Source organism: Pseudomonas sp. B20, assembly GCF_020515755.1.
Taxonomy (GTDB): domain Bacteria; phylum Pseudomonadota; class Gammaproteobacteria; order Pseudomonadales; family Pseudomonadaceae; genus Aquipseudomonas; species Aquipseudomonas syringae.
Map to the genome: position 1 here is coordinate 51,797 of NZ_JAHPJG010000019.1, position 26,408 is coordinate 78,204.

The 26,408-nt window shown below is 57.6% G+C and carries 23 protein-coding genes and 2 pseudogenes; 8 read left to right on the forward strand and 17 right to left on the reverse strand.

Annotated elements, in window-relative coordinates:
• Window positions 1-118: 118 nt before the first annotated feature.
• From LIX91_RS18455 to rfbB, 5 genes are all read right to left on the reverse strand, one after another.
• A complete protein-coding gene (locus tag LIX91_RS18455; RefSeq protein WP_226488919.1) occupies window positions 119-592 on the reverse strand; it encodes a YiiD C-terminal domain-containing protein in 474 nt (157 codons plus the stop codon).
• Window positions 579-1,964, reverse strand: coding sequence for a sigma-54-dependent transcriptional regulator (locus LIX91_RS18460; protein ID WP_003394281.1), 1,386 nt, complete (start codon window positions 1,962-1,964; stop codon window positions 579-581). The genes LIX91_RS18455 and LIX91_RS18460 overlap by 14 nt, the downstream gene beginning before the upstream one ends.
• On the reverse strand, window positions 1,961-3,769 hold the full coding sequence (locus tag LIX91_RS18465; RefSeq protein ID WP_032609702.1) for an ATP-binding protein: 1,809 nt from the start codon (window positions 3,767-3,769) through the stop codon (window positions 1,961-1,963). The genes LIX91_RS18460 and LIX91_RS18465 overlap by 4 nt, the downstream gene beginning before the upstream one ends.
• A gap of 170 nt (window positions 3,770-3,939) precedes the next feature.
• Complete coding sequence (gene rfbC / locus LIX91_RS18470) at window positions 3,940-4,485, reverse strand: dTDP-4-dehydrorhamnose 3,5-epimerase (RefSeq protein WP_226488920.1); 546 nt, start codon at window positions 4,483-4,485, stop codon at window positions 3,940-3,942.
• 80 nt (window positions 4,486-4,565) lie between these two features.
• Window positions 4,566-5,648, reverse strand: coding sequence for a dTDP-glucose 4,6-dehydratase (gene rfbB, locus LIX91_RS18475; protein WP_226488921.1), 1,083 nt, complete (start codon window positions 5,646-5,648; stop codon window positions 4,566-4,568).
• 242 nt (window positions 5,649-5,890) lie between these two features.
• On the opposite strand from rfbB, the gene LIX91_RS18480 reads away from it, so the two are divergent.
• From LIX91_RS18480 to LIX91_RS18495, 4 genes are all read left to right on the forward strand, one after another.
• Window positions 5,891-8,803 (forward strand): aminotransferase, encoded by a 2,913-nt coding sequence (locus LIX91_RS18480; RefSeq protein WP_226488922.1) that lies wholly within the window; start codon window positions 5,891-5,893, stop codon window positions 8,801-8,803.
• Between the two features lie 357 nt (window positions 8,804-9,160).
• Window positions 9,161-10,039: an N-carbamoylputrescine amidase gene (aguB, locus tag LIX91_RS18485; RefSeq protein WP_054091725.1), complete on the forward strand. Its 879-nt coding sequence runs from the start codon at window positions 9,161-9,163 to the stop codon at window positions 10,037-10,039.
• A 5-nt stretch (window positions 10,040-10,044) separates the two neighbouring features.
• Entirely contained in the window at window positions 10,045-11,151 is a 1,107-nt protein-coding gene (gene aguA / locus LIX91_RS18490) for an agmatine deiminase (RefSeq protein ID WP_226488923.1), read from the forward strand.
• A gap of 647 nt (window positions 11,152-11,798) precedes the next feature.
• Window positions 11,799-13,073 carry an OprD family porin gene (locus tag LIX91_RS18495; RefSeq protein WP_003420302.1) on the forward strand — a complete coding sequence of 425 codons (1,275 nt, stop codon included), beginning with the start codon at window positions 11,799-11,801 and terminating at the stop codon, window positions 13,071-13,073.
• Between the two features lie 37 nt (window positions 13,074-13,110).
• Here LIX91_RS18495 and LIX91_RS18500 read toward each other — a convergent pair whose 3' ends face one another.
• Window positions 13,111-13,641 carry a hypothetical protein gene (locus LIX91_RS18500; protein ID WP_226488924.1) on the reverse strand — a complete coding sequence of 177 codons (531 nt, stop codon included), beginning with the start codon at window positions 13,639-13,641 and terminating at the stop codon, window positions 13,111-13,113.
• Between the two features lie 124 nt (window positions 13,642-13,765).
• Here LIX91_RS18500 and LIX91_RS18505 point away from each other — a divergent pair, with 124 nt between their 5' ends.
• The 4 genes and pseudogenes from LIX91_RS18505 to LIX91_RS18520 form a co-directional block, all read left to right on the forward strand.
• Window positions 13,766-14,335, forward strand: a complete 570-nt coding sequence (locus LIX91_RS18505; protein ID WP_226488925.1) for a GNAT family N-acetyltransferase — start codon at window positions 13,766-13,768, stop codon at window positions 14,333-14,335.
• An 82-nt stretch (window positions 14,336-14,417) separates the two neighbouring features.
• Window positions 14,418-14,870: pseudogene (locus LIX91_RS18510) on the forward strand (GNAT family N-acetyltransferase); the annotation flags it as partial.
• Window positions 14,871-14,891: 21 nt separating this feature from the next.
• A complete protein-coding gene (locus tag LIX91_RS18515; protein ID WP_226488963.1) occupies window positions 14,892-15,122 on the forward strand; it encodes a type II toxin-antitoxin system RelB/DinJ family antitoxin in 231 nt (76 codons plus the stop codon).
• Between the two features lie 51 nt (window positions 15,123-15,173).
• A pseudogene (locus LIX91_RS18520) lies at window positions 15,174-15,328 on the forward strand (GNAT family N-acetyltransferase); the annotation flags it as partial.
• 10 nt (window positions 15,329-15,338) lie between these two features.
• On the opposite strand, the gene LIX91_RS18525 reads toward LIX91_RS18520, so the two are convergent.
• From LIX91_RS18525 to LIX91_RS18575, 11 genes are all read right to left on the reverse strand, one after another.
• Window positions 15,339-16,076: a hypothetical protein gene (locus tag LIX91_RS18525; RefSeq protein WP_226488964.1), complete on the reverse strand. Its 738-nt coding sequence runs from the start codon at window positions 16,074-16,076 to the stop codon at window positions 15,339-15,341.
• Between the two features lie 155 nt (window positions 16,077-16,231).
• Entirely contained in the window at window positions 16,232-17,317 is a 1,086-nt protein-coding gene (locus tag LIX91_RS18530; RefSeq protein ID WP_226488926.1) for a type I restriction endonuclease, read from the reverse strand.
• Between the two features lie 584 nt (window positions 17,318-17,901).
• Window positions 17,902-19,896 (reverse strand): adenylyl-sulfate kinase, encoded by a 1,995-nt coding sequence (locus LIX91_RS18535; RefSeq protein WP_226488927.1) that lies wholly within the window; start codon window positions 19,894-19,896, stop codon window positions 17,902-17,904.
• Window positions 19,897-20,390: 494 nt separating this feature from the next.
• Complete coding sequence (gene xerC, locus LIX91_RS18540) at window positions 20,391-21,539, reverse strand: tyrosine recombinase XerC (protein WP_226488928.1); 1,149 nt, start codon at window positions 21,537-21,539, stop codon at window positions 20,391-20,393.
• On the reverse strand, window positions 21,536-21,748 hold the full coding sequence (locus tag LIX91_RS18545; protein WP_226488929.1) for a hypothetical protein: 213 nt from the start codon (window positions 21,746-21,748) through the stop codon (window positions 21,536-21,538). The genes xerC and LIX91_RS18545 overlap by 4 nt, the downstream gene beginning before the upstream one ends.
• Window positions 21,749-21,824: 76 nt before the next feature.
• Window positions 21,825-22,058 carry a hypothetical protein gene (locus LIX91_RS18550; protein WP_005749151.1) on the reverse strand — a complete coding sequence of 78 codons (234 nt, stop codon included), beginning with the start codon at window positions 22,056-22,058 and terminating at the stop codon, window positions 21,825-21,827.
• A gap of 72 nt (window positions 22,059-22,130) precedes the next feature.
• A complete protein-coding gene (locus tag LIX91_RS18555; RefSeq protein ID WP_122232757.1) occupies window positions 22,131-22,526 on the reverse strand; it encodes a hypothetical protein in 396 nt (131 codons plus the stop codon).
• Between the two features lie 22 nt (window positions 22,527-22,548).
• Entirely contained in the window at window positions 22,549-25,242 is a 2,694-nt protein-coding gene (locus LIX91_RS18560) for a toprim domain-containing protein (RefSeq protein WP_226488930.1), read from the reverse strand.
• Window positions 25,239-25,478, reverse strand: a complete 240-nt coding sequence (locus LIX91_RS18565; RefSeq protein ID WP_004407174.1) for a hypothetical protein — start codon at window positions 25,476-25,478, stop codon at window positions 25,239-25,241. Before LIX91_RS18565 ends, LIX91_RS18560 begins: the two co-directional genes overlap by 4 nt.
• Before the next feature lie 70 nt (window positions 25,479-25,548).
• Window positions 25,549-25,911: a hypothetical protein gene (locus LIX91_RS18570; RefSeq protein ID WP_122232755.1), complete on the reverse strand. Its 363-nt coding sequence runs from the start codon at window positions 25,909-25,911 to the stop codon at window positions 25,549-25,551.
• Entirely contained in the window at window positions 25,908-26,387 is a 480-nt protein-coding gene (locus tag LIX91_RS18575; protein ID WP_317135436.1) for a YmfL family putative regulatory protein, read from the reverse strand. Before LIX91_RS18575 ends, LIX91_RS18570 begins: the two co-directional genes overlap by 4 nt.
• Window positions 26,388-26,408: the final 21 nt, after the last annotated feature.

Here is a 26,408-nt window from a genome sequence, read left to right on the forward strand (position 1 = left end):
GATTGATCAGGCGATGAATTTTTGCCGATTGCGCCGGCCTCTTCGCGAGCAAGCTCGCTCCCACAGGTCTGCATATGGCGCTGAGACAGTTTCACCAGTGCATCAACTGCACGCAGCCTCACTGGCGCAACACGAACTGCCCGACAAAGCGCACGGCGTGTTCTTCGCTGTCCTGCTCGCTGATGCAGGTGTGCAGGGTCAGGCGGGCGCGGCCTCGGCGTTGGTAGGTGGCGATGAATTTTTCCCACTGCGCCAGATCGGGCGCGTCGCAGCGGGCGATGGCGTCGCTGCGTACTGGCAGTGGATAACTGATCTGTCCGTCCTGAATCACGATATGCCCATCGGTGATCCCGGCCTCGCGCAGTCGCAGGTGCAGCCAGCCCCAGCCCGCCAGTACTGCGCCGCAATACAGGCTGCCGCCGAACAGCGTGCTCTTGTGGTTGACGTTGGGTGCCAGCGGCAGGTGCAGGCGCAGGGTCTGGTTGTGCCAGTCAATCACGCGCATGCCCATCTCGCGGGTCAGCGGGATGTCGTGGTGCAGCACCTGCTCCAGTGCGTGGGCGGCGTCATGTTCAGGCTCAATCGTTGTCATCGGAAGCTCCGCTGCTGTCGCCAAACGTCAGGCCGTGCTTGCGCAGTTTGTCGTGCAGGGTCTTGCGCGGCACACCCAGCGCTTCCGCCAGACTGCGCACCGAGCTGTGCGGGCGCGCCAGTTCGGCGGCGATCAACGCGCGCTCGAAGCTTTCCACCTGATCGCTCAGCCCGCCGCCCGGCGGTGGCGCCTGCTCTGCATCAGCGCCTTCCAGCTCCAGTTCCAGACCCAATGCAAAGCGCTCGGCGGCGTTTTGCAGTTCCCGGACATTGCCCGGCCAGTTATGCCGCAACAGCAGCGCGCGCTGGCCCGGCTTGAGTTCGTGCTTGGGGATGCCGTGGCGCATGCTCGCGGCATCGGCGTAATGTTCGAACAGCATCAGCGCATCTTCACCCCGTTCGCGCAACGGCGGGATGCGCAGCGAGGCCACGTTCAGTCGGTAATACAAGTCTGCCCGGAAGCGACCCTGATCGGCCGCGTGCCGCAGGTCTTCCTTGGTCGCGGCGATGATGCGGATGTCCAGCGGGATCTGCTGGTTGCTGCCCATTCGCTCGACCACGCGTTCCTGCAGCAGGCGCAGCAGTTTGACCTGCACGTCCAGGCTCATGCTTTCGATTTCATCGAGGAACAGCGTACCGCCGTTGGCAAATTCGAACTTGCCGATACGCCGCTTCTGCGCGCCGGTAAAGGCCCCTGGCTCGTGACCGAACAGCTCGCTTTCCACCACCGATTCAGCCAGCGCGCCGGCGTTGATCGCCACGAACGGGCCGCTGCGGCGGTTGGACAGATCGTGCAGCGCGCGGGCGACCACTTCTTTGCCTGCGCCGGTTTCGCCGAGGATCAGCACGTCGGCTCGCGTCCCGGCCAATGCGCCGATCTGTTCGCGCAGACGCAGGATCGGCGGCGACTGCCCGATCAGGCGTGTGCTCAGTTGTTGGCGATCACTCAGGGCCAGGCGCAGGCTGCGGTTATCCAGCACCAGACGGCGCAACGCCAGGGCACGGCGCACGCTGTCGAGCATGGCGTCGCTGGCGAAGGGCTTTTCCAGAAAGTCGTAGGCCCCGGCGCGCATGGCCTTTACCGCCAGCGGTACATCGCCATGCCCGGTGATCAGCAGAACCGGCAGGTCGGGGTCTTGCGCGTGAAGCTGGTCGAGCAGTTCCAGGCCATCCATGCCCTGCATGCGAATATCGCTGACCACCACGCCCGGCCAGTCGCGGCCGATGCGCTCGGCCAGCCCGGTCGCTTCGGGCAGCGACAGAACGTTCAGGCCAGCCAGGTCCAGCGTCTGGCGCAGTGCCTGACGCAGGTGCGAATCGTCGTCGATCAGCACCACCTGAATCTGGCTGTCGATGGCTGTGTCCGAACTCATGCAGAAAGGTCCTCTGGCGGTTGAAGATTGGCTCCGGAAGCACCGGCCCGCAGGCGCAGGGTCAGCAGCGCACCGCCGCTGGGATGGTTGGCGAACAGCAACTCGCCGCCCAGCGCGCGCATCAGCGTATCGCAGATGGCCAGACCGAGGCCAAGGCCCTGGGTGCGGGTCTTAGTCGTAAAGAAGGGCTCGCGGGCCCGCGCCAGTGCTTCCTGAGAAAAGCCGGGGCCGTTGTCACGAATGTACAGGTTAACGCCCTCGGCGGTCTGCTCGACACTTATCCACAGCCGGCGCGGCGGGCCTTTCTCGGTGAGGGCGTCCAGCGCGTTGGCGAGCAGATTGCCGAGCACCTGACGCAGACGGGTTTCACCGGCCTGCACCCAGATCGTGGCGTCCGGCAGGTCACGGATCAGTTCGACTTCCATGGCGCGCCGCCGCTTGGCCAGCAGCGCCAGCGCATCTTCCAGCGCCGGTTGCAGTGCCACGCTTTCAGGGGCGTGGCGGTCGCGACGGGCGAAGGCGCGCAAGTGCGCGATGATCGAGGCCATGCGCCCGGTCAGTTCGCTGATCAGCTTGAGGTTGCCGCGTGCGTCCTCGGTGCGTTGATGATCGAGCAGCACTTCAGCGTTTTCGGCGTAACTGCGGATGGCGGCCAACGGCTGATTCAGCTCATGGCTGATACTCGCCGACATGGTGCCCAGCGCCGTCAGTTTGCTGGTCTGCACCAGTTCATCCTGAGCCTGCACCAGCTCCTGTTGCGCCTGTTCGCGCTCCAGCACTTCCTGACGCAGACGGCTGTTGAGCCCCTCCAGATCGCTGGTCCGCTCGATAACCCGCATCTCCAGCTCGCGGCGCGCCTTGGCCTCGAACGCGATGCGATCCAGATAATGACGACGACGCTGCATCATCAGGCCCAGCAACAACATCAGCACCAGCAGCGCTGCGCCGCCAATCGCCACCACTGTGCGCACCTGACGGTCGACAAGGGCGCGAGGCGCGAGGATGTTGACGTTCCAGCCGGTTTCTTCGATGGCCTGGGTCTGAGTCAGCCAGGCGTGTTCATCGATCCTCAACGGGCGCGGATCGCGGGTCGGGTAGGACTGGATCGCGACGATGGCTTTTTTCTCGTCATCGGTCAGGTCGCGGGTCGCCCGAAAGCGCCATTCGGGGTTGGAAGTCAGGATCACCACGCCGTTCTGGTCGGTCAGCAGCAGTTGTTCGGGCGTCTTGCCCCACAGGGTTTCGGTGTGGTCCAGATCGACCTTGACCACCAGCACGCCGATGATCCGCTCACCGTCACGCACCGGGCCGGCGAAAAAGTAGCCACGTTTGGCAGAGGTCGTGCCGAGGCCGAAGAACCGCCCGGTTCTGCCCGCCCGTGCATCAATGAAGTAGGGCCTGAACGAGAAGTTGCGGCCAATGAAGCTGTCCTTCTGCTCCGAGTTCGAGGCCGCCAGGGTCAGGCCATTTGCGTCCATCAGGTACATCACATCGGCACCGGTCTGGCGCGTGATTTCGCTGAGCAGACGGTTGGCGTTTGCCAGGGTGGGTGTGTCGCCCGGCGCCGCCAGTGCGGCGCGCAAGGCCGGCAGGTCGCCGAGGATCTGCGGCAGGGTTTCGTAACGGTGCAGGGTGCCAAGCAGGTTGGCGACGTACAGGTCCAGGGTCTGGCGGTTCTGGTTGGCCAGCACGTTGCGGTAATAACGTTCGGCCAGATGCTCCAGCGGCCACAGCAACGGCGCCAGGCAGAGTGCCAGAAGGGCGAGGCTGCGCCAGCGAGGGCGGCGCGGCAGTGCGGGAGTCATGGTCATCGATTGGCCGTCGCCGAAGGGTTGACGATGCCTGCTGGCGATCACGCCGTGGCAGGCAACAGAAACACCCGGTCGATCCTGACGTGGGCATCAGGCGCGTATTATGCCCGCCGCCGGCTTGTCAGGCACCCGGACATTACGCCGGGCGGCCTTGGGTCGCGGGCTCAGGGAAACAGATCGGCTTCTTTCAGGCGCTTGCCTTGCTGATCCTTGGCCGACAGGTTGGGCTGGCCGTCGAACTGCCAGTCGATGGCCAGATCCGCATCGTCCCAGGCGATGCAGCGCTCGGCAGACGGTGTGTAGTAGTCGGTGGTCTTGTACAGGAACTCGGCGTGTTCGCTGAGTACCACGAAGCCATGGGCAAAGCCTTCCGGAACCCACAGCTGACGGGCGTTTTCAGCGGACAGCTCGACGCCGACCCACTGGCCGAAGTTCGGCGAGCTGCGGCGAATGTCCACGGCCACATCCAGCACCTTGCCGACCGTGACGCGCACCAGTTTGCCCTGGGCATTTTCGATCTGATAGTGCAGCCCGCGCAGGACGCCGCGCTGCGAGCGGGATTGGTTGTCCTGCACGAACTCGCGAGTCAGGCCAGTGGCAGCCTGAAAAGCCTTGGCGTTGAAACTTTCATAGAAAAAGCCTCGTTCATCACCGAATACCTTGGGTTCGAGAATCAGGACTTCCGGCAATTTTGTTGCGACTACGTTCACGTGGCTTCCCCTGCAATGTTGAATAAGTCGTGGCGACTCGACAGTCTGCCCTGAGGTGCGCCTGCCGAGAAGGGTGCTGATCAGGCAATCAGGTCTTTAGGCTCGCTAAAGCCCAATCGCTCGCCCTGATAACTGCCGTCCTGAACCCTGCGGCACCAGTCCAGGTTATCCAGGTACCACTGCACAGTCTTGCGCAGCCCGGACTCGAAGGTTTCTTCGGGCGTCCAGTCGAGCTCCTTGTCGATCTTGCTGGCGTCGATGGCGTAACGCTGATCGTGGCCCGGACGGTCGACCACGTAGGTGATCAGGTCGCTGTACTGTGCGACGCCTGCCGGGTGCTGCGGGGCGAGCTCATCGAGCAGCGCGCAGATACCGCGCACAACGTCGATGTTTTTCTGCTCGTTGTGGCCACCGATGTTGTAGGTCTCGCCGACCTCACCTTCGGTCACCACCTTGAGCAGGGCCCGCGCGTGGTCCTCGACGTACAGCCAGTCGCGCACTTGCAGGCCATTGCCATACACCGGCAGAGGCTTGCCCGCCAGGGCGTTGAGAATCACCAGCGGGATGAGCTTTTCCGGGAAGTGAAACGGCCCGTAGTTGTTGGAGCAGTTGGTCACTACCACCGGCAGGCCATAGGTGCGGTGCCAGGCGCGCACCAGATGGTCGGACGCAGCCTTGCTCGCCGAGTAGGGTGAGCTGGGCGCATACGGCGTGGTTTCGGTGAACAGATCATCGACACCGTGCAAATCGCCATACACTTCATCAGTGGAAATATGGTGAAAACGGAACGCCTGGCGCTGCGCTTCCGGCAGTTTCAGCCACCAGGCGCGTGTGGCTTCCAGCAGGTTGTACGTGCCGACGATGTTGGTCTGGATGAACTCGGCCGGGCCATCAATGGAGCGGTCGACGTGAGATTCAGCCGCCAGGTGCATGATCGCCTGCGGCGCAAAGCGCTCAAGCACCGCACTGACGCGGGCCTGATCGCAGATATCCGCCTGCACGAACTCATAGCGCGTGTCGGTCGCAATCGACTGCAGCGATTCAAGGTTGCCCGCGTAGGTCAATTTGTCGAAGTTCAGCACTTCGTGTTCGGTGTTGTTTATCAGGTGGCGGATCAGTGCAGAGCCAATGAAACCTGCGCCTCCGGTAACGAGTATTCGCATGAACTGACCTTCTTGTGTGTTCTGGAGTAATGCAGCATAGCGCTTGAGGGCGTATGGCATGATCGGACCATTAAACCCGAGCGGCAGGTCGAATAAAACTCCGGGTAGTTTACGCGCCGGGGTGCAGGTGCGGATTGGTCGCGCAGCACAATCCCCCTATAGTCAATGCCCCTGTAGTTGCGCGACTGCCCATCACGCCTTGCTCGACGAGCCTGGGCCTGACAACAACAACGAGGTTCTCCATGCCGCTTGCCACGCTTATCCGCCGATCCAGTCTGCCTTGCCCCGAGGTCAGCGTGGACCAGGCGCTGCAATTGCTTTCTGAGCACTACGGGCTGAGCGGCACGCTGAAAGCGTTGGGCAGCCAGCAGGATCGCAACTTTCTGCTGGATACCGGCACGCGGCGTTATGTGCTGAAAATCTGCCACGGCGCGTATTCGACCACCGAGCTGAACGCCCAGCACGCGGCGCTGCAGCATCTGGCCGGCCACAGTGCATTCAAGGTGCCGGGCGTGATCCGCGCCAACGACACCGAGCAGTTACTGTCGGCCGACATCGACGGGCAGGCGGTGCATGTGCGCCTGCTGGAGTTCATCGACGGTCAATCGCTGGGGCATGTCGAGCATCTGGGGCGTGACATCGTGGTCGAGCTGGGCGAGCTGTGTGCCCACGTGGATATCGCGCTGGCCGATTTCGACCACCCCGGTCTGCAGCGCATCCTGCAGTGGGACCCGCGCCACGCCCACGCATTGATCAAGCACCTGCTGCCGGTGATCAAGGATGCCGACGCCCGCGCCTGTCTGATCGAAGCGGGCGAGCAGGCTCATCGCCGTCTGTTGCCATTGATTGCGGCACTGCCGATCCAGGCGGTGCATCTGGACATCTCCGAGCACAACGCAGTCTGGCGGCGCGAGGCGGGGCATCCGTGGCACTTGCAGGGGCTGATTGATTTCGGCGATCTGCTCAGTACCTGGCGAGTGGCTGACCTGTCGGTGACCTGCGCGGCGCTGCTGCACCATGCCGAGGGCGATCCGTTGTACATCCTCCCGGCCATTGCCGCCTATCACGCTCTCAATCCGCTGAAGATCGAGGAGTTGCAGGCGCTCTGGCCGCTGATCGTCGCTCGATCCGCAGTGCTTGTGCTCAGCAGCGAACAGCAGGCCAGCGTCGAGCCCGGCAATGCGTATATCCAGGCCAACCTTGCCGGCGAATGGAACATCTTCGATGTCGCCACGTCGGTGCCGATGGCGCTGATGGAAGCCGTCATTCTGCGCGCGGTGGGTCTGGACCTGCCGCCCGTCGAGCAACCTGCCTATTCGCCGTTGTTGCCCAGCCTGGCGGGGCTTCAGCCGGTGCTGGTGGATCTGGGTGTGCTCAGCGAACACTTCGTGGCAGGCAACTGGGAACAGAGCGGCATCGATGAATACCTGCTGTCGCAAGCGGCCGGGGACAATGGTCTGGCGGCCAGCAGGTTCGGTGAATACCGTCTGTCACGCACCTTGCCTGATTGCGCCAGCGAGCCGGAGACCTTTGCGCTGCACGTCGAATTACACGTGCCCGCAGCAACGCCGCTGCATGCGCCGTTCGATGGCACCTTGCGGCTGACGGCCGATGCTGCGGTGCTGTTGGTCGGCGAGCGCATCAGTTTGAAGCTGTGGGGTGTATTGCCGGAGGCTTCGCTGCAGGGTCAGGTGGCGGCGGGCTCGTTGATCGGGCAGGGCGGTGGCTCGCTGTTGCTGCAATTGTGTACGGCGCCGGACCTCAGCCCGCCGCTGTTCACTACACCGGCCTGGGCAGATGTCTGGCGCGCAATCTGCCCGTCGCCGTCGGCGCTGCTGGGTTTTGATTGTGACGCGCCAGCCTTGCAAGACGCCGCGCAATTGCTGGCGCGCCGCGATGCCAGCTTTGCCCGCTCGCAAAAGCATTACTACCAGGCCCCGCCGCAGATCGAGCGCGGCTGGCGCAATCACCTGATCGACATGCAGGGCCGCTCCTATCTGGACATGCTCAATAACGTCGCGGTTCTCGGTCATGGCCACCCGCGCATGGCTCACGAGGCGGCGCGGCAGTGGTCGCTGCTCAACACCAACTCGCGTTTTCACTATGCAGCGATCGCCGAGTTTTCCGAGCGCTTGCTCAAGCTGGCGCCCGAGGGCATGGACCGCGTGTTTCTGGTCAACAGCGGCACCGAGGCCAACGACCTCGCGATCAGGCTGGCGTGGGCTTACAGCGGTGGCCGCGACATGCTCAGTGTGCTGGAGGCGTATCACGGCTGGTCGGTGGCGACCGATGCCATTTCAACCTCGATCGCCGACAACCCGCAGGCGCTCAGCACGCGCCCGGACTGGGTGCATCCGGTCACCGCGCCCAACACCTATCGCGGGTCGTTCAGGGGCGTGGACAGCGCGCCGGAGTACGTGCGCAGTGTCGATCAGGCCCTTGCCACGCTGGCGGAGCAGCAACGGCAGGTGGCGGGCTTTATCTGCGAGCCGGTGTATGGCAATGCCGGCGGGATCTCCCTGCCGCCGGGCTATTTGCAACAGGTGTATCAGAAGGTCCGCGCTGTGGGTGGCGTATGCATTGCCGATGAGGTGCAGGTGGGTTATGGCCGGCTGGGTCATCACTTCTGGGGCTTCGAAGAGCAGGGCGTGGTGCCGGACATCATCAGCATGGCTAAAGGCATGGGCAACGGCCATCCGCTGGGCGCGGTGATCACCCGCAGTGAGATCGCCGAGGCGCTGGAGGCCGAGGGCTATTTCTTCTCGTCATCCGGTGGCAGCCCGGTCAGTTGCCGAATCGGCATGGCGGTGCTGGATGTCATGGAGGAAGAAAAGCTCTGGGACAACGCCCGAATCGTGGGTGACCACTTCAAGGCGCGGCTGCAGGCCCTGGCCGACAAACATCCGCTGGTGGGCGCGGTGCACGGCATGGGCTTTTATCTGGGCATGGAACTGGTCCGCGACCGCCACACCCTGGAACCCGCTACAGAAGAAACCGCCCGCCTGTGCGAGCGCCTGCGTGAACTGGGCATCTTCATGCAGCCGACCGGCGACTACCTGAACATCCTGAAAATCAAACCCCCGATGTGCACTACCCGGCGAAGCGTGGACTTTTTCGTCGACAACGTATCGAAGGTTTTGCACGAACTGGAATAGAGGACGCAGAGCGTCCAGAACGGCATACCCACGCGGAGCATGGGTACGATAGGGGTTGGCCGGACATTATCGTCATACCCGTATCTGTTTTTGATTCTGGCCGAAGGCCGTAGGAGCGAACCGGGCGACGCTTCGCTTGTTCGCGAAAGGGGCCTCCGCGTCACACCCAGCTCGTAGCAACGAGTGCCGTCATGAGCCTTAAGCAGATTAATATCGGTAAAATTCAAAAACTAATGCGTTCTAAACATTTTTTTAGCTTTTAATACCGATTTATATCCGCTATAAGGGTGTTCATAATCGTCATCGCTCGTCTGCTATGGTGATAAGTCCTTTGCAACCGCCCCTGGAGATATTTTCATGAGCCGTATCGTTTCTGTCGCTGCTACCCAGATGGCCTGCTCCTGGGATCTGGAAGCCAACATCGAGACCGCTGAAAAGCTGGTACGTGAAGCTGCCGCCAAGGGCGCCCAGATCATCCTGATTCAGGAACTGTTCGAAACCCCGTACTTCTGCCAGAAGCCGAACCCGGACTACCTGCAGTTGGCGACTACCCTCGAAGCCAACGTCGCGATCAAGCACTTCCAGAAAATCGCCAAAGAACTGCAGGTCGTACTGCCGATCAGCTTCTTCGAGCTGGCAGGGCGTGCGCGTTTCAACAGCATCGCGATCATCGACGCAGACGGCAGCAACCTCGGCATCTACCGCAAGAGCCACATCCCGGACGGCCCTGGCTACCACGAAAAGTACTACTTCAATCCGGGCGACACCGGCTTCAAGGTCTGGCAGACCCGTTACGCGAAAATCGGCGTCGGTATCTGCTGGGATCAGTGGTTCCCGGAGTGCGCGCGCAGCATGGCGTTGCAGGGCGCGGAAATTCTGTTCTACCCGACTGCCATCGGCAGCGAGCCGCACGACAAGACCATCAGCTCGCGCGACCACTGGCAGCGCGTGCAGCAAGGTCACGCCGGCGCAAACCTGATGCCGCTGATCGCCAGCAACCGCATCGGCAACGAAGAGCAGGACGGCTACGACATCACCTTCTACGGCTCGTCGTTCATCGCCAACCAGTTCGGTGAAAAAGTCGCTGAGCTCAACGAAACCGAAGAAGGCGTGCTGGTCCACAGCTTCGACCTGGACGAGCTGGAGCACATCCGCAGTGCCTGGGGCACGTTCCGTGATCGCCGCCCTAACCTGTACGGCGCGGTGAAGACCCTCGACGGTTCGCTGGAGTCCTGATCGCCATGACCACGCTCAATAGCACGCCACGCGCCGACGGCTTCCACATGCCGGCCGAATGGGCACCGCAAACCCAGGTCTGGATGGTCTGGCCCGAGCGCCCGGACAACTGGCGCCTGGGTGGCAAGCCTGCCCAGGCTGCTCACGTCGCCATCGCCAAGGCCATCGCCCGCTTTGAGCCGGTCACGGTGGCTGTGTCCGCTGCACAATACGACAACGCCCGTGCGCGGCTGGACATGCCGAACATCCGCGTTGTGGAAATGAGCAGCAACGACGCCTGGGTGCGCGACAGCGGCCCTACCTTCGTCATCAACGACCGTGGCGAAGTGCGTGGCGTGAACTGGGAATTCAATGCCTGGGGCGGCTTCGATGGCGGCCTGTATGCGCCGTGGAACCTCGATTCTCAGCTGGGCAGCAAGGTGCTCGAAATCGAGCGCTGCCCGCGTTACGTCACCGAAGGCTTCGTGCTCGAAGGCGGCTCGATCCATGTGGATGGCGAAGGCACGCTGATCACCACCGAAGAGTGCCTGCTCAATCGCAACCGCAATCCGCACCTGACCCGCGAACAGATCGAAACGATCCTCGGCGATTACCTGGCTGTGGATAAAGTCATCTGGTTGCCGGACGGCCTGTTCAACGATGAAACCGATGGGCATGTGGATAACTTCTGCTGCTACATCCGCCCGGGCGAGGTGTTACTGGCCTGGACCGATGATCCCGAAGACCCCAACTACTCACGCTGCCATGCGGCATTGGGTATTTTGGAAAACACCCTGGATGCCAAGGGTCGTGCGTTTATCGTGCATAAAATGCCGATTCCGGGCCCATTGTTCGCCACAGAAGAAGAATGCGCAGGCGTCGATCAGGTGCATGGCAGCCAGGAGCGCAACCCTTCGGTGCGTCTGGCCGGGTCGTATGTGAATTTTCTGATCGTCAACGGCGGCATCATTGCGCCCAGCTTCGACGATCCGATGGACGAAAAGGCCCGCGAGATCCTGCAAAAGCTGTTTCCAGAGCACGAGGTGGTGATGGCACCGGGCCGTGAATTGCTGCTGGGTGGGGGCAATATCCACTGCCTGACACAGCAACAGCCAGCCCCTCACAAGAACTAGTGCTTAGTAACTAGTTGTAACTAACAGCAACTAGTTGGTCCCGTTTTTGCTGGTATTAAGCCCGTCATCTGACGGGCTTTTTTATGCGTTACCTTATAACTAAATTGGGCTCGTTTATCCGAATGACCCTAAATCAGACTGGCGAAAACCCGTTTTCTTAGCTTGACTGTCACATGGCATCAGTAGATTTAGCCCCTCATGAATCAAGAGGTTTTCGTTATGAATGCAGGTATGAGCCAACAGCGAGTCCGTGGTTTTTCTGCTTCGCTCAGTAACGAGGCACGCCAGCGAGTGGCGGATTGGTTAAGGACGACCAGGCCCGTGAAAGCCAGACCGGACGTACGTGCCATGCTGCTGCAGCGCTATCCGGCAGGCCTGTTCAACGATGCCGAATTCGAAGCGTTGGCGCGCGTGCTGACAGATTAAGCAATACACCAGACCCGGCCCCGGCCATCCACACGTTTGACACCCCCAGGCACCCGAACTAGGATTCGCGCCCCACTGCCTGTGGCTCCACCCCCTGTACGTGCTTCGTAGTCCACTGCGATGACCTCGTGCGGCTCTCTACCGCTTGATCAGAGGCGGGAAGCCAGACGGCCATTGGCCGCCGCCACAGCGCATGTCATTTGCAGAACAAGGAAGACAAGATGCTTAACACACGTATGGGCATGCTCGCTTTGGGCATCATCAGCGCCGGTCAGGCCGTGGCTCAGGGCCAAGCCGATTCGAAGGGCTTCGTTGAAGACAGCAGCCTGAACGTCAACCTGCGTAACGCCTACATCAATCGCGACTACAAAAACGATCGTGAAGACAAATCCGAATGGGGCCAGGCCTTCATGGGCACCTTCGCGTCCGGTTTCACTCAGGGCACGGTTGGCGTGGGCGTCGACGCCTTTGCGCTGTATGGCATTCGCCTCGATGGCGGAAAGGGCCGCAGTGGCAATGGCGGCATCGACTTCTTCAAGCAGGGCGACAGCGGCGCGGCTGCCGATGACCTGTCCCGTGCGGGCGCTGCGGTCAAAGCGCGCTTCTCGAATACCGTCATCAAGTACGGCGATCAGATGCCGCAATTGCCGGTGCTGAACTACGACAATTCCCGCCTGCTGCCGGAAAGCTACACCGGCACCCTGATCACCTCCAAGGAGATCGATGGGCTGGAGGTGGTCGCCGGGCGTTTCACTCAGGAAGCGCGCAAGAGCGCCGAAGGTCGCGACAGTGGTGACCTGAAAAGCATCAACGTCTACGGCGCCAGCTACAAATTCACCGATGAGTTCAGCGCCGCTTTCTACGCTTCGGACAACGAAGACGTGTTCAAGAAGCAGTACCTGAACCTGAACTACGTCTTCGCCTTGCCGCAAGATCAGTCGCTGACCTTCGATTTCAATGGCTACAAGACCCGACTGGATAAAGACTTCACTGCCAGCGACGCGCGTGACAACAAGATCTGGAGCCTGGCCGCGACCTGGGCCGTGGGTATCCACTCCTTCACCCTGGCGCATCAGCGCAGCACCGGTGACATGGGTTACGCCTACGGAGGCTATCGCAACGACGGTGGTTTTGGTGATGGCGGTAACACCATCTACCTCGCCAACTCCTACTGGTCCGACTTCAACGGCAAGGACGAACGCTCGTGGCAGGCGGCTTATGGCGTGGACCTGTCCGGGCTGGTCCTGCCCGGCCTGAGCTACAAGGCTGCCTACGTACGCGGCGACAACATCGACGATGGCACCGCAGGCAGCGGCGACGGCACTGAACGCGAAATCTTCAGCCAGCTGACCTACGTGGTCCAGAGCGGCCCGGCCAAAGACCTCTCGATCCGCCTGCGCAACTCGTTCCTGCGGGTCTCAGACGATGCACAGGCCTACAACAGCGAAGGCAATGAGACACGCATCTTCGTGGACTACCCGATCAACGTTTTCTGATCTGAAGGCGACGGCCAGGCAAAGGCCGTCGCCTGACTCAGTCCGCGACCAACTGAACAAACACTGCGAAACTGCCGAGGAATATCCAGAAAAAGCTGAACAGCCAAGGACTGCGCTTGGAGAACAGCAAGGACTTTTTCGGCCCGGTTTCGCTGGATTCCCAATCGCTGAACAACGGCGAATCGTCATAGGTCAGCCCGATGACCGGCTCGCTGAGCAGCAGTTGCGCCTGTTTGTGGTGCCAGTGCTGGATGATGTCGCACGCGGCCCGAATACCCGGCCAGGCGAACAGCGTACTGAGCAACCCCAACAGTGCCAGCATCGGCGGCACCACCAGCGTGAACATCGCGCCCCAGGCCGTATTCGTATTGGCCATCGACGACGCGTAAGCGATCACCAGAAATGACTGTGCCGACAAATAGGCGTTGGTGCGGTTGGAGAGGTTGGTGGTTTCGTAGTGAATTTCGCGTCGATAAAAGTCCAGCCGTTCCTTGGGCGAGCCAAACAATTTGACCTGCTGCTCATCCACGACCTTCGCGGGTGTTTCATCCGTTATGATTCTGGGCACTGGTGTTACCGATGTATAAAAGGTGCTGGATAGACCCCCACCTGCAGCCGGCAGTTCGACTTAAATCCCCGGCATACGGGACCGTTCATCCAGTGAGCACGTTTCGACGAACCGAGAAATCGTCATGACCATCATCCCCACGCTGCACACCGACCGTCTGCTGCTGACGCCACTGCAGCTCGAGGATGCGCCTGCGGTTCAGCACCGCTTTCAGCTCTGGGACATCGTGCGCTACCTGAACAACCGCGTCCCGTGGCCTTATCCACAGGACGGTGCGCTGCGCTACATTCAGGACGTCGCACTGCCCGCTATAGCAAACGGCACCGAATGGCACTGGATGATCCGCCTGCAGAGCTCGCCCCACGACATCATCGGCAGCATCACCCTGATGACCCATCCCGGCAACAACCGCGGCTTCTGGCTGCACCCGGACTGGCAAGGCCGCGGCTACATGAAAGAGGCCTGCCGCGCGATCAATCGACAGTGGTTCGACGTGATGGGCAAGCCCCTGATGCAAGTACCCAAAGCCGCCCCCAATGAAGCCTCGCGGCGCATCTCGATCAGCGAAGGCATGCGCAAGGTGAGCACGCAGGAAGGGGAGTTTGTTGGTGGACGGTTCGAGGTGGAAGTCTGGGAGATGACGCGGGAGGAGTGGTTGGCGCGAGCGCTGCAAGCAGGCACTTCGAACGTCTGACATAGAGGCCGACCGGGCGTTATCCCGTTGCCAAAAACCACCAGCCCAAGTGATATTGCTCGACAAACAGGGAGCGACCCGAATGCAGTTGACCCGCAACACCGAGCCCGACATCACTCTGGTAACGGTCCAGCCCGAAGACTTCGAAACCTTGGTGGCCATACGTATCGAAGCCATGCGCGAAAGCCTCGAGCGCGTTGGCCGGTTCGATCCGGTGCGCGCCCGAGAGCGTTTTCGTGAAGGGTTTTCTGCATCATGCACGCACTACATCCAAGTTGCCGGCAGCAAGGTCGGCTTCGTGGTCGTCAAACCGAGCAGCGACGGCCTGTTGCTGGAGCACCTGTACATCAAGCCTGCTGTTCAAGGGCAGGGCATTGGTGCTGCCGTGCTTCGGCAAGTGCTCGCACACGCGGACGCAACCGCATCCACAGTACCAGTGGGCGCCCTGAAAGAAAGCGACTCCAACCGTTTCTACGTCCGCCACGAGTTTCAGCTCGTTGAGAGCGGCGAGTTCGACAACTACTACCTCCGCCCGCCACGTTTTGAGGGTGCCCCGATGGCGTCTATCAACGTTCGTATCGACGACGATCTCAAAACGCGTGCTTACCTCGAGCTGGAAAGGCTTGGCGCCACCCCCTCGGAAGTACTGCGCCAAACCCTTCAATACGTAGCTGAGCACGGCCAGCTACCCTCCATGATGACCGATGAAGACGAAGCGCTACTGGCAACTGTCCGCGAGCGCCTGGCAGCTCCGCAGCGGGTCAAGGTTTCACTGGATGACCTATAACCTCGAATTCGATGCGCGAGTTCTAAAGATTTGGCACAAATAAGGAGATACCGTGCGTCAGCAGATGCCACCGCATCCACGTTATACATCTGCCCCCTGAAAGAAAGCGACTCCAACCGCTCTACGTCCGCCACGGGTTTCAGCTCGTTGAGAGCGGCGAGTTCGACAACTATTACCTCCGCCCGCAACGTCTGCCGATGTGCTGACGGGTTGGGATCAACCCGCAGAGGCAGCTTTCTCCGCCGCACGTGCAGCGAGCATCGCCGCCTCCGATTCCTGGGTGTGCAGCTCACCTTTGTAGGCCAGTTGATTGAAGAACATGCCGTCCGACTGCTCCTTGGACGGCGTCGACGTCTTGGGAATAAACAGCGCGCCCAGGTCCAGAGAATTGGCGAAGTTCTCCTTGTTCAGGTTGTAGCGACCCAGATAACTGCCGCTCCAGGGCGAATCGGCGTCTACCAGATCAATGGCCGTCTCCCGATAGGTAGCCGCTGCGGCTTTCAGCCCACTGGACGCATTCAACAATGTATTGAGTTGCTTGGTATCCGCCTCGCTCAACTCACCAGAACTGTTGATCGCCTTCAGATTACCGTCCGCCTCGATTGTGAAGCCGAACTTCTTGCTGGCCAGATCCGGATACACCGACGCCAGCGTCGACGTGAACGCTTCATACGACGTCTTCAGCGCCTCCGTCGAGTTACTGTGCTGCGCCGCCATCTTTGGGAAATCAGGCGACTGCGAGCGACCTATCCAGGTATCCACTGCTTCCATCGGCTCAGTGGTCGCAGGCACTTCGGTACTCGGATGATAAACAACGGCAGGCGTGTTGGCGGCAGCGTTCTTAAATGCTTCTTTCTGCGCATCGGTGAGCGGCTGCGGGCTGAGCGTGATGCCGGAATTGGGCAGGGTGATGGTGGGAGACGTGTTGTTACCGGGGGTTAGTGAGATAACCATTTCATCGATCCATGATTGCGGGGTTGTATGGAGGGTATCGACGAAGGAGGGGGGAGCTTGAGGGGAGGTCGGGGGACGGAAAATATCCCGACGTACTTGCAGGGCGCGCATTGCCACACGCCCTGCAAATATTTGTTAACGGAATTGATGCTTTTTCAAGACTCTGCGTAGCTCAATACGGTGTCCTTGAGGGCATCGGCAAAACCGTAAATATCATCCAGGGAAGCGATTGGATAGCGGGTTTCGCCCTTGTCCTTTTCAAAAATGCCGATGTATTTCTGAGCGCGATTGAAATGCAGGCGGGTGATGGGTTTACGGTTGTTGTCATCCAGAAGAATGCCGAAATAGCTTTGTGTATCACGATGAGCAATACGTTTCGCTTCAACCACAGTGCGGATGATCGACTTGACGATATGGAAGCCTTCCATTTCCTCCACAGTCGTCACAATCCGGTCGTCTATCGGCTCTTCCTTTTCAGGCTGAGTGTTATTTTCGATGATGGTTTCGGCCACCGTGGGCGCCTGAACTCCGCTCATTGCCAGCTTCAACCGGTCGTTGACCTGATCGTTCAGAAATTGCGAGGTGGCCTTTTTGGTCAGAATAGTGAACTGCTCACGTACCTTCTGAGTAATAGCGCCCTCATAAATGCGTGACGCGAAGTAACGGACGAAATCGTCGTCCGGCTGACTGAACTGGGCCGCAATCACACGCTTGATCTGACCTACGTACTTCAACTCGCCAGCGGCATTGAGAATTGACTCAACGTCGAAGGACGACTTGGTCAGCTTCTGCAATTCCGGAATGGCATGGTCATCAATCGCCAGCAGGTCCAGTTCAAGAAATGGTTTTTCATCCATCTTGTTAGGCGCGTCCAGGTCTGTAAAAAACTTGTAGACCCGGCCATTGGTGAGGATCGAAATCCTTGCAGTGGTCACATGGAAGTAGCGGAAAAGCTGGCTGGCATGATTGATGTTCAGCGGCTCGCCGATTTTCTTGGTCTCGATGAGGATCTGAATATTGCCCTCTTTAACGATGGCATAGTCAATCTTCTCGCCTTTCTTGGTGCCTACATCGCAGGTGTATTCCGGCACAACCTCAGAAGGATCGAATACATCGTAGCCCAGCACGGTATGGATAAACGGCATGACCAGAGCCGTTTTGGTAGCCTCTTCGGTGCGGATGGACGCAGCTTGCTGGCGGACTTTTGCGGAAAGGGAATTGAGTGCTTCAAGAAAATCCATTTTTATTGCTCCGTGCCGGGCTCATGAGCCCTCAGTCCTATCGATAATCGATAGAGGCGCAACGCTACTACGATGGGCTGCGAAATAGCTATAGGATTTTGAGGCGTGAGCGGAGATATCTGAGGAAATCGGAAACGTCTTACGCGTGGCGGGGTATAGCGGGGTGAGCGGTCTGTTTTGGTTCGTGCGTAATGAAGATCTACATGTGCGTTGCTAAATCTGACGTAAAAAAAAGCCTGTATTGTTGAAAGCACTTTTTTGTATGGTGCGGAGCTAGGAGTCGAACGCGAGGCCTACTGATTACAAGGAAGATGCTTTTAACTTGTATATCAGTGGGTTACAGATTTTCGTGTTACGTGCCGATGCCCTAAAAGCCAATGCCTACGTGAGGTCTATAGCTGTTATTACGTGGGTCAACAGGGTGAGGGACGTAGCTCATTCGGCCAAAAGCAGTCGTTCAGGAGTAGCTACGACACTGGGGACGATTCAAGCTCGATTGGGATAAGAGTTTTCATGTTGTAGCCTGAGAAAATCAGGCTACAACATGAAAGCATGTTTTTAGGCGCAATAAGCCAATGCTCAGACTACTCTGCTAATAATGCATCTAGCTTATTGAAATGAAGACGAAGCTGTGTGAATTCGTCTCTTGTAAGATTTTTTGCGTGAGCCTCAGGCCGCCCAAACAGATTTATTTCTTCCAGCATATACATCAGTTTTGTTTTGTCCGCCTCTAGAGACTTGTCAAAAATCGCCCACTCACGTTTAATAATATTTATTAATTCGAGAAGGAAAAGCGGTGACTTATCTCTATCGAGCAGTAGGTTTATGTTTAATCCAGTTAATGCAGGCCTGCGTGTTTCGGGTACTGCAGCTAATACCGCAGTAGCCGCTTTCGCTGGGCCGTAGGTGATTTTCAATACGTTACGGGAAAGGGTTCTTAGATTCTTTTCTAGCAAATTTCGACGAGCCGAAACTTCTTGTACCATTTCCTCATTTGTGAGGTTGATCTTTTCGTTGCTATGTTTTGTTTTTAATAGGTCTGCGATCGCTTCAAGATTGAATGCGTAACCACTTGCCCCTTTCTGAATTAAACCATATCCAATTAGGTGGCGGGTAAGGCTAGCATTCTCAAATGCAAAGCTTTCGAAGCTTTCTCGATCGCCTTGCGCAAGAAAGCGGAGCATTTCATATTCATCCGGATACCAGTCGCTCAAAACCTGCAGCATCATATCTAGATAGTCTTTTGAATGGAGCTTGAACTCTTCTTTTGCCTTGTTGTAGATGACTTTATCAATTGTAACGGGACGGTTTATTCCTGCCATTTTATGAATGCAGCTACACATTTGGCGAATTAAAAAAGGATGACCTCCGAAGTCATCGGTAAGCTTTGCGGCTATGAGGTCATCAAATTTTAAGCCCATATAATCGCCCAGCCTAACGACCATTTGCTTAACTTGTTCTACTGAGAAAGAAGGAACATATTGACTTGGTATCGAAGCATATATTGGGTTGTCATGTCCTACGACCGAAGAGGATTCAACACAGCTGGGGTTCGTACCGACGAGCATGTAGCAAAAAACCTGTGGGTTTTTTTGATAGAAACCACGCAACGTCTGCCAAAAGTACAGAAAATCTGTGCCACTACGCCAATGATCTGAAGACCCTGTCCCAGGAGATATGCGTTCAATTTCGTCGAAAATAAACAACATGCTAGAGGGCTTCTTAGATTCAAAAATCCTCATAATGTCGGTTTCAAAGCTATCAGCTGCATCCTTTTCTGCGTAGCGATCTTTTGTGTCGACTTTGATTCTGGTCTGTTTTACTTTTGCGTATAGATTGACTAGCTTTTCTAGTAGCTCGTTCCAGCGACAAAGATGGATGGAGGGACTTTCACAATCTAAAAGTAGAGCATGCTCCCCGAGTGACTCAAGCTTGCGTTCTATTGCATAGACTATAGATGTTTTACCACTTTTACGTAATCCGAATAAGCTGGTGTGTTCGCCTGACTGATAGCGACTGATTAACTCAGTTATGAGGCTTGAGCGGCCAAAAAAGTAAATGTCCTTTTTGAGTGGCGATAGAAAACCGAAAAGGTCGCGAGAGTAAAAATGTTTTCTAAATTTGTTCTCTAAAATTTTTATGCAATCGTTGTGTAGTAACTCTTGGTACGTTGCTGGAATGACAATAGAGTGCTCGGGGTCGGATTTGAGAAGACGTTCGACTTTTTCCTCTACTACACTCGCGCGGCTGATCAGTAGCCCGCATACTGTCTCTGTGCGCATTTTTGGTAGAGATTTTAGGACTTTGTCAAAAATATCAAAGCTTCGCGGTTCAAAATATTCATAGTCGCTGAATACGCAAATTATTTCGCGCTCAATATTGAACATTTCCGATGTTCTTTGACTGGGTTTCATTAAAAAATATGAATATCGCGATTGGGCGACTCGAACTTCTTGTCCAGAGTTGGTTAGATACCAATCCTTCGATAAATGCAGAAGAATCTTCCTTTCATCTTCTGAGTAATTTGCCATTATAAATTGTTTGTGGATACCAGGGTTTGTTATCGATTTATCAATCATTGCGCATAATCCGTCATGTCCAAAAAATCCAATTTAGCTAGAGGCTATTTTAGTCAGCTATGGTGACTTTTTGCCATCTCCCGGGTGCGGTTTTTTAATAAAAAAAAGGCCAAGGGCACTCTGCTCTGTTTAGAGGGGCCTGAGGTTAGAACACTGATCAAGCGATGAGAGGGGATTTTGTACCTGTTAACACTTTGTTTTATAAGAAATTAACGATTTCAACACGGCCAATTACTGACCCGACTCTGGACGGTAGGAAATAGTGAGACCCGATTTCAACTTTCGGACATTACCACCAACGGCAGCTCTCGACCGAATGCTGCGCCTCGCTTATGAGGCCGTGTTCTGAATTACACGTAACCCGTTCTATGTTCATTCGGCCCCCACATAAAAGCCCGCTCCGACGGGCTTTTTCACATCTCCAGGTCGCCAAAGGATGGGGGCGCGGCATACCGCTGACCTAAGGCATCAAGCTTCGTCAAGTCCTTACATCGCTACGTCTGAGAAGCATTAACCAGCGGAACGCTGAGGTCGTAGACGTCCATCATCGCCCCGTCCCGGTGACCGCTGGCCTCCTGCTTGTCCGCCCGATTACCTACTGTGTCGGTGATGCCCCGTCGCTTGAGGTCATGTAGGCCAAATCGCTGCTCGGCCATGATGGTACCGTCCTCGATAGCCGAGGTGATGAAGCGTTGCCAGGCTGTGTCCAGACTGGATTTGCGCAAAGCCCCGCCATGGCTGGCCACGATGATGTAACGTCGATCGGGACGAATCGGAACGATCGTTGATTTGCTGGCCCACACCTTGGCCCGGTAGGCCTTCGCTCCCTCCCAAGCGGCGCGCAGTCGTGGCGTCCAGCGGACAATATTGTCCCGGCTCCCCTTGCGCCGGTTGGTCATGATCCCTTCGGCCAGTTCATGGGCATCGGTCAGCGTGATGGTCTCAATGCCCCGCAAACGGCACAGGTAACCGATCTCCATCACGTAGCTCAGGTACTCCGGACAGCCGCCTTTCTCGTTCCTGGCCAAGCGCCCGAACGCCAGTGCACGGTCGACCAGCGCTTCCATGACCAAGTGTTCCGGCAAACGCCGGCGCTTGCGCTCCACGGGCGCTTCAATTCCCTGCGCGGGATTGTGGTCGAGGTAGCCCCGGTTGCGACCCCACTGCAGCACTCGGCGCAGGTATCGCAGGACATGCGCCGCTTTGGACGGCGTGCCTTCGTCGGCCAGGCGATCGACAATCCGCTGGATCAATGCTGCGGTGAATTTCTTCACCAGTAGATCCCCCAACGGCTTGCCCAGCCTGGTCGGGATACCCAGCAGGACGTCCCGCGAATAGCAGTAATCGCTGTGAGTCTTGAGGCTGAGTTTCTTGTAACGATCGCTCAAGTGAAACTGCGTACAGACGTAACGCAATGTGCCTTTATCGACGCCCGAGGTTTGCTCCATGATCTGGTGCAACTCGGCCAGGCTCACGTCAGCAGGTGCCACATTGCGCCGGCGCTGTTTGCCTGTCTCGTCGTAATGCAGCGTGTACCAGACGCCGGCGTTGCGATGATCAAAATAGATGGCCGCTGGAAGAGCGGCCTGGTCGATGTGTTGGGGGATGTGCGGATTGTGCTTCCGCTTACGCGCTTTCCTCATAGGATATTGGTGTCATAACTCTTTGAGGTTACAGACTCGATGCCCGCAGCATGGTTGATGAGATCCAGCGTCGTCCACGGACCAGTGCGCCCCCGGAACATGCGGATCCCCTGAGTGATCAGCGAGCGTTCTACGTCGGAGCGGCGTTGGTAGCCGGTGATGCGCTGCAGGTCCTCAAAAGTGAGAACATTGCTTGTTTGGGAGTTCATGATTGCTCTCTATCTCAAGCAGCAATCAGGGCAGTGTAACGTCCCGCCCTGATGCTCAAAGCCAGAACCTGACGGCTCAATTACTGGGGGAGGGGATGGCGAGAATGCTGGCCAGAACGCGCATGTCGTTGGCGCTCAGATCACCTTGGGTCGTGGCCTGTGTGGCCAGGCTTTCAAGTCGCCCGCGAGCGTGCGGAGTCTTGTGCACCTGGTAACTGATCAATGCTGCGCCGATCAGGGCGATAGTCAGCAGGTTTCGGGATGGTGTGCTAGCCTTTGAATCGCTGCTGCTTGGATGTTCCGTCTTCATCACCGTACTCCTAGTCGTAGTGGGTACTGGAGAGCTGCAACTCTCCAGTACTGTTTGCTTAAGTCGTTAACGTCAGTTAATCCGGTGATAGCTCTCATCGACTTTGAACAGCAGGTCGACGTCCTCTACTCGGTAGCATCCGCCCACGCCGCCTTTAACGATGTAGCCCGATGGATCAGGTTCAAATCGCACAGGGAAGGGATAGTCTTTTCCAGGCCGCATCCAGCCGATCTGGGATGCGTACTTGCTTGTAGCCTTAATTTCCGCGTAAAGCTGCTGACCTAGTACACGCGCTGGGTTTGGTGTCAGCCCTTCCAGGTAAGCTTCAAACACTAGTTGAACCGTCTTGTTAACGAAGCATTCACCGTCGTGTCCCATATTCTTTGGATCGATCTTGTGAAACATCAGGTCGACGAACGTTTTAACGTTCAGTTGCTGTTCGAGACGTTGCTTCTCTTCTTCATGCATAGTTGCTTCCTCTGAGTAGTGATTAGGCAGCCTGGAAAATCCAGCATCGGACGGTTTTCGGTTTATCAGCGGCGTCGATATCCCAGGACGAACAAACGTTGCGGTTCGTCTCGATGAACTTCGGGCACTTGCTGGTTTTCAGGTGGCGTTTGAGCTCGACCAGATCCGGGACTTTTTGTCGTTTGTTTGCGGCAGCTTCGGCGAAGTCGTTCAGGTTGACGGCAATCAGCCCCTCATTGCGGGAGTGGTTCAACGCGCCAGCGTGGCTGTTCAGGTATTCGTAAAGCTCCCAGAACTCAACGACCATCGGGTGATCAGCGTTGATTGCCAGTTGTCGCTCTTTGGCCATGCTTTGAACCTCGGCATGGGCAGCGTCAACTTGGTGCTGCTGCAGCGGCACGACGTGTACCAGGGCGTCGACCAACGCGTGCAACTGGGCGTGGTTCTTGGCAATACGCACCGTGCGGATCTCGGGCAACTGCAGCAGCCGCTGTTCATAGAGCGGCACGCTCGCTTTCACGGTCTGCATCACTAGCGCTTCCCGGGTTGTTGCCATCAACAGAAAGCCACTCACCTTGTCGACTGGCATTTGCTCGAGCTCTTCCACCAGCAGTTTGGTTTTGGCTGTCTGGCCGTCCTTTGTCATGCCGACGTGGGCTATCCGCTGCAGGATGGGCTCCGAGGCGTTCACAGCATGGTTTTGAGCGAACACAAAAGCACCGCGGAACGGCGGTTCCCGAGTGTCGTTGCCGTTGTTCTTGACCCCGGTCGACCGGACGCTACGGCCGTTGTAAGCGGTTTTCAGCTCGTCCCAGTCGTACTGCTTAGTCGCGCTGCCGTCGGTCTTTTCCCGTTCGGATTCGATCAGCACGACCGGTAGGTTGCCGACCTGGGCGAAGTTACGGGCGCGGGCGACCGGTGTGCCCTTGGATGGGTCAAAGCCTTCGTAGTCGAGGCGACCAAGTAGCTTCCACAGAAACTCGATCAGCGTGGACTTACCCGCACCGGCTTCGCCGACCACCTCAAGAAACAGATAACTCTTCTGGTGCTGCCGGATCTGCTCCGCGAACAATGCTCCAAGCCAGTACGCCAGAACGACAATTCCTTTGGCCCCAAAGCACTGCCATAGAATGTCGAGCCAGCGTGTGGTGAACTTGTTCAGGTCGGTGTTGATGTTCAGTGTGACGGACTGACTGAGCGTTTTAATGCTCAGTTTCTCCATGTCGAAAAAGTCTTCCTCGTTCAGTTTGTAAACCTTGCCGTCGCGCACGGCCACGTCGCCGTAAACGTAGGCACCGTGTTCGCGGGTGTAGCCGGTGAAGTCGATTGTCTGCACGGTCTTGAGCGCGTTTGTCTGCTCCTCAATGAACGCGTCCAGTTGCTGCGTGGTGCCGGTGAACATCCCACCGGGTGCGATCCCGAGCAGTCGTTTCTTGAACTCGGCGGACGAGGCGATCTGCGAGCTGGTAAAGGTGTTCTTGATCGGCGCGGCGTCGTGGGCAAACGTGATCCGGAAGTAGTACCAGGACTCGTCGGTTAGCTTGTTCTCCTGGTAGTACAGCGCCTTGGGGTTGCAGGTGGCGATTCGCTGAATCGCGCCACATTGCTGCATGGCTTTGGCTCGACGTTGCTTGTCGTTCAGTAACTGATCGTCCTGATGCTCGCTGTCCTCAAGGTCTTGCATGGCCCGGTTGAATTTCTCCAGGTCGAGCTTGAACCAGTAGAGGCGATTACCAAATTCAAGGTGGAATTCGCTACGGCGCTTCCAGTCGAAAAGTACCAACGCTTTTTCCGTTGCGTTGTCGGCGATCAGCAGAGCACCGTGGTGCCGGGCAACAGTCAGGTCCTTCTGTGTCTGCTCAGTGCGCTTGTCATCCTCATCGATGGCCCACCAACGCTGGTGCAGATCGTTCCAATCGACCTTGCGACCGTCACGCTGGGGGATCTGAGCTGCTTCGCAGACAAAGCCCAGCTCACGTGCCTGGCGTACCCAGCGCTTCGTGTACGCGTGTGCACCTGGCTCGTTGTCTAATGCCCACACCAGCTTCGGTAATTTGCCTTCACGGTCTTTGGCTAGGCGCTTCAATGACTCGTCTGGAAAAGCATTGGACGACATAGCGGATACTGCTGCCACGCCGTGATGCACCAGCGCGATGGCATCAAAGATCCCCTCGACAATCCAAAGCTCTTTGACTTCCAGCAACTCGACACACGGGGGGCACCACCATACGCCCTTGTAGCTTTCGCCTGGTTTGAAGCGCGCCTTCATTTTCCCGAATCGGGCAGGGCGATCAATCAACCGCTCCCAGTAGCCACCTTTGTCTAGTGCGAAACGCACTGTGGCGCTGCCAGCGTCATGTTGTGACGAGAAGAAAGTGTCTTGAGTGAACCAGCCGGTGATCAACGACATGTCGAAGCTGCGGGCAAATTCCATGTAGGCGCGAGCTGTTGCGGTAGGGGCGTTATCGGTCGCGGGTGCGCGCTTGCTCCAATCCTCAAACAGGTCGTCATAAATCTCTTTGACGTGCAGCGTGTGACCACACTTTTCCTGCCGGCCGCAAATCAACTGCCACGGGCTGTCAAAGCGGGTGTAAAGCTCCTTTTTGTTGCACTTGGGGCAGGTGCCGCCGCGCATATAGTTGGTTGATTTGCGGAGCTTCAATCCGTAGTCGGACTGAATGCGCTGCAGAACGTCGTGGCGTAGATCGTCTCTCATGAATGCTTCACTGCTTTGAGGCTTTGGCTCAGGGCTGCCATAAGGCGTTTTTGCGCTGCCATAACAGGGACGTGGGCGAGAATTGCGCCATGGCGTTGGCCGTCCGCTACAAAGCGGTATTGGTCGTCGTACCAGTATTCATTGAGCCTCAGGCGATACTGTTCACGCAGTGCTTCAAGCAGTGCTTGAGCCTCTGCCTGGGGCAATTGAGCGGTGACGATCACGGCGTTGGCCATCGTTAAACCTCGAATTTAGGCGCAGCTCACCCATACCCACTGGAGTGGGGCAGGCAATGTTTGGGGGTGTTTAAGTGGCGGGGGAGACGGGTTTGCCGTGGCCGGCAGCGATCAGGTGTTCGTAGATCAGATGAACAGGTACAGACCAAGCGAGTCCTCGAATGGGATCACTGATCACTACTGTCATTTCTGCGCTTGCCTGAAGGTCTATACGCTGGCGACCGATGACTGCCAGAACGTTGCTGTAGGCCTGGTGCACCAGATGGTTCGCAAAAGCCTCTTTGACCTCAAAGCTTTCGACCAGGTGATCGGTCGTTCGACTGAGCAGTTGGCCTAGATCGCCCAAATGCTCGCCCTGATGGCGCTCGATAAATGCCTGAGCTGCAGCGCGGATGGTCTCTTGATAATCCATATCAGCTGGTACGTTATTCATTTTTCAGTCCCTGATTTAGCGCGGTACAGATCGATAGCTGCCAACACTTCTGCATGACGTGCAGCCATGTGCAGGTTGTGTGCGTTGAGGATGTGTTCTGCCTCGGCCTCATTGATGCAACCGTCTGCAAGTGCCTTGGAGATCTCCAGGTCGACACATCCACGCTTTGCCGCCGCGTGAATGGAAAGGGCGTACATCTCGACGTTGTCCAGCGAATCAGGATCAGCCACCGGAACGAACAGGCCGCCGTACATCGACGCCACATAGTTGGGAAAATGCTGAGTTCCGGCTTCCTGCTCCAACTGGAACAACTGAGCATCATTTAGCGGGCGACTGTTGTTGTTCTCGTAAGCGTGGTTATCAAACTTTTTCAAAGCAAGACCGATCCGAGCTGCAGCGCATTCACGTCCGCCTGGATAACTGCAGATGATCGCGCTGACTACTTCACGGCGTGTCTTTAGAACTGGACTTTTCATGTTCTGCTTTTCCATGCTGAT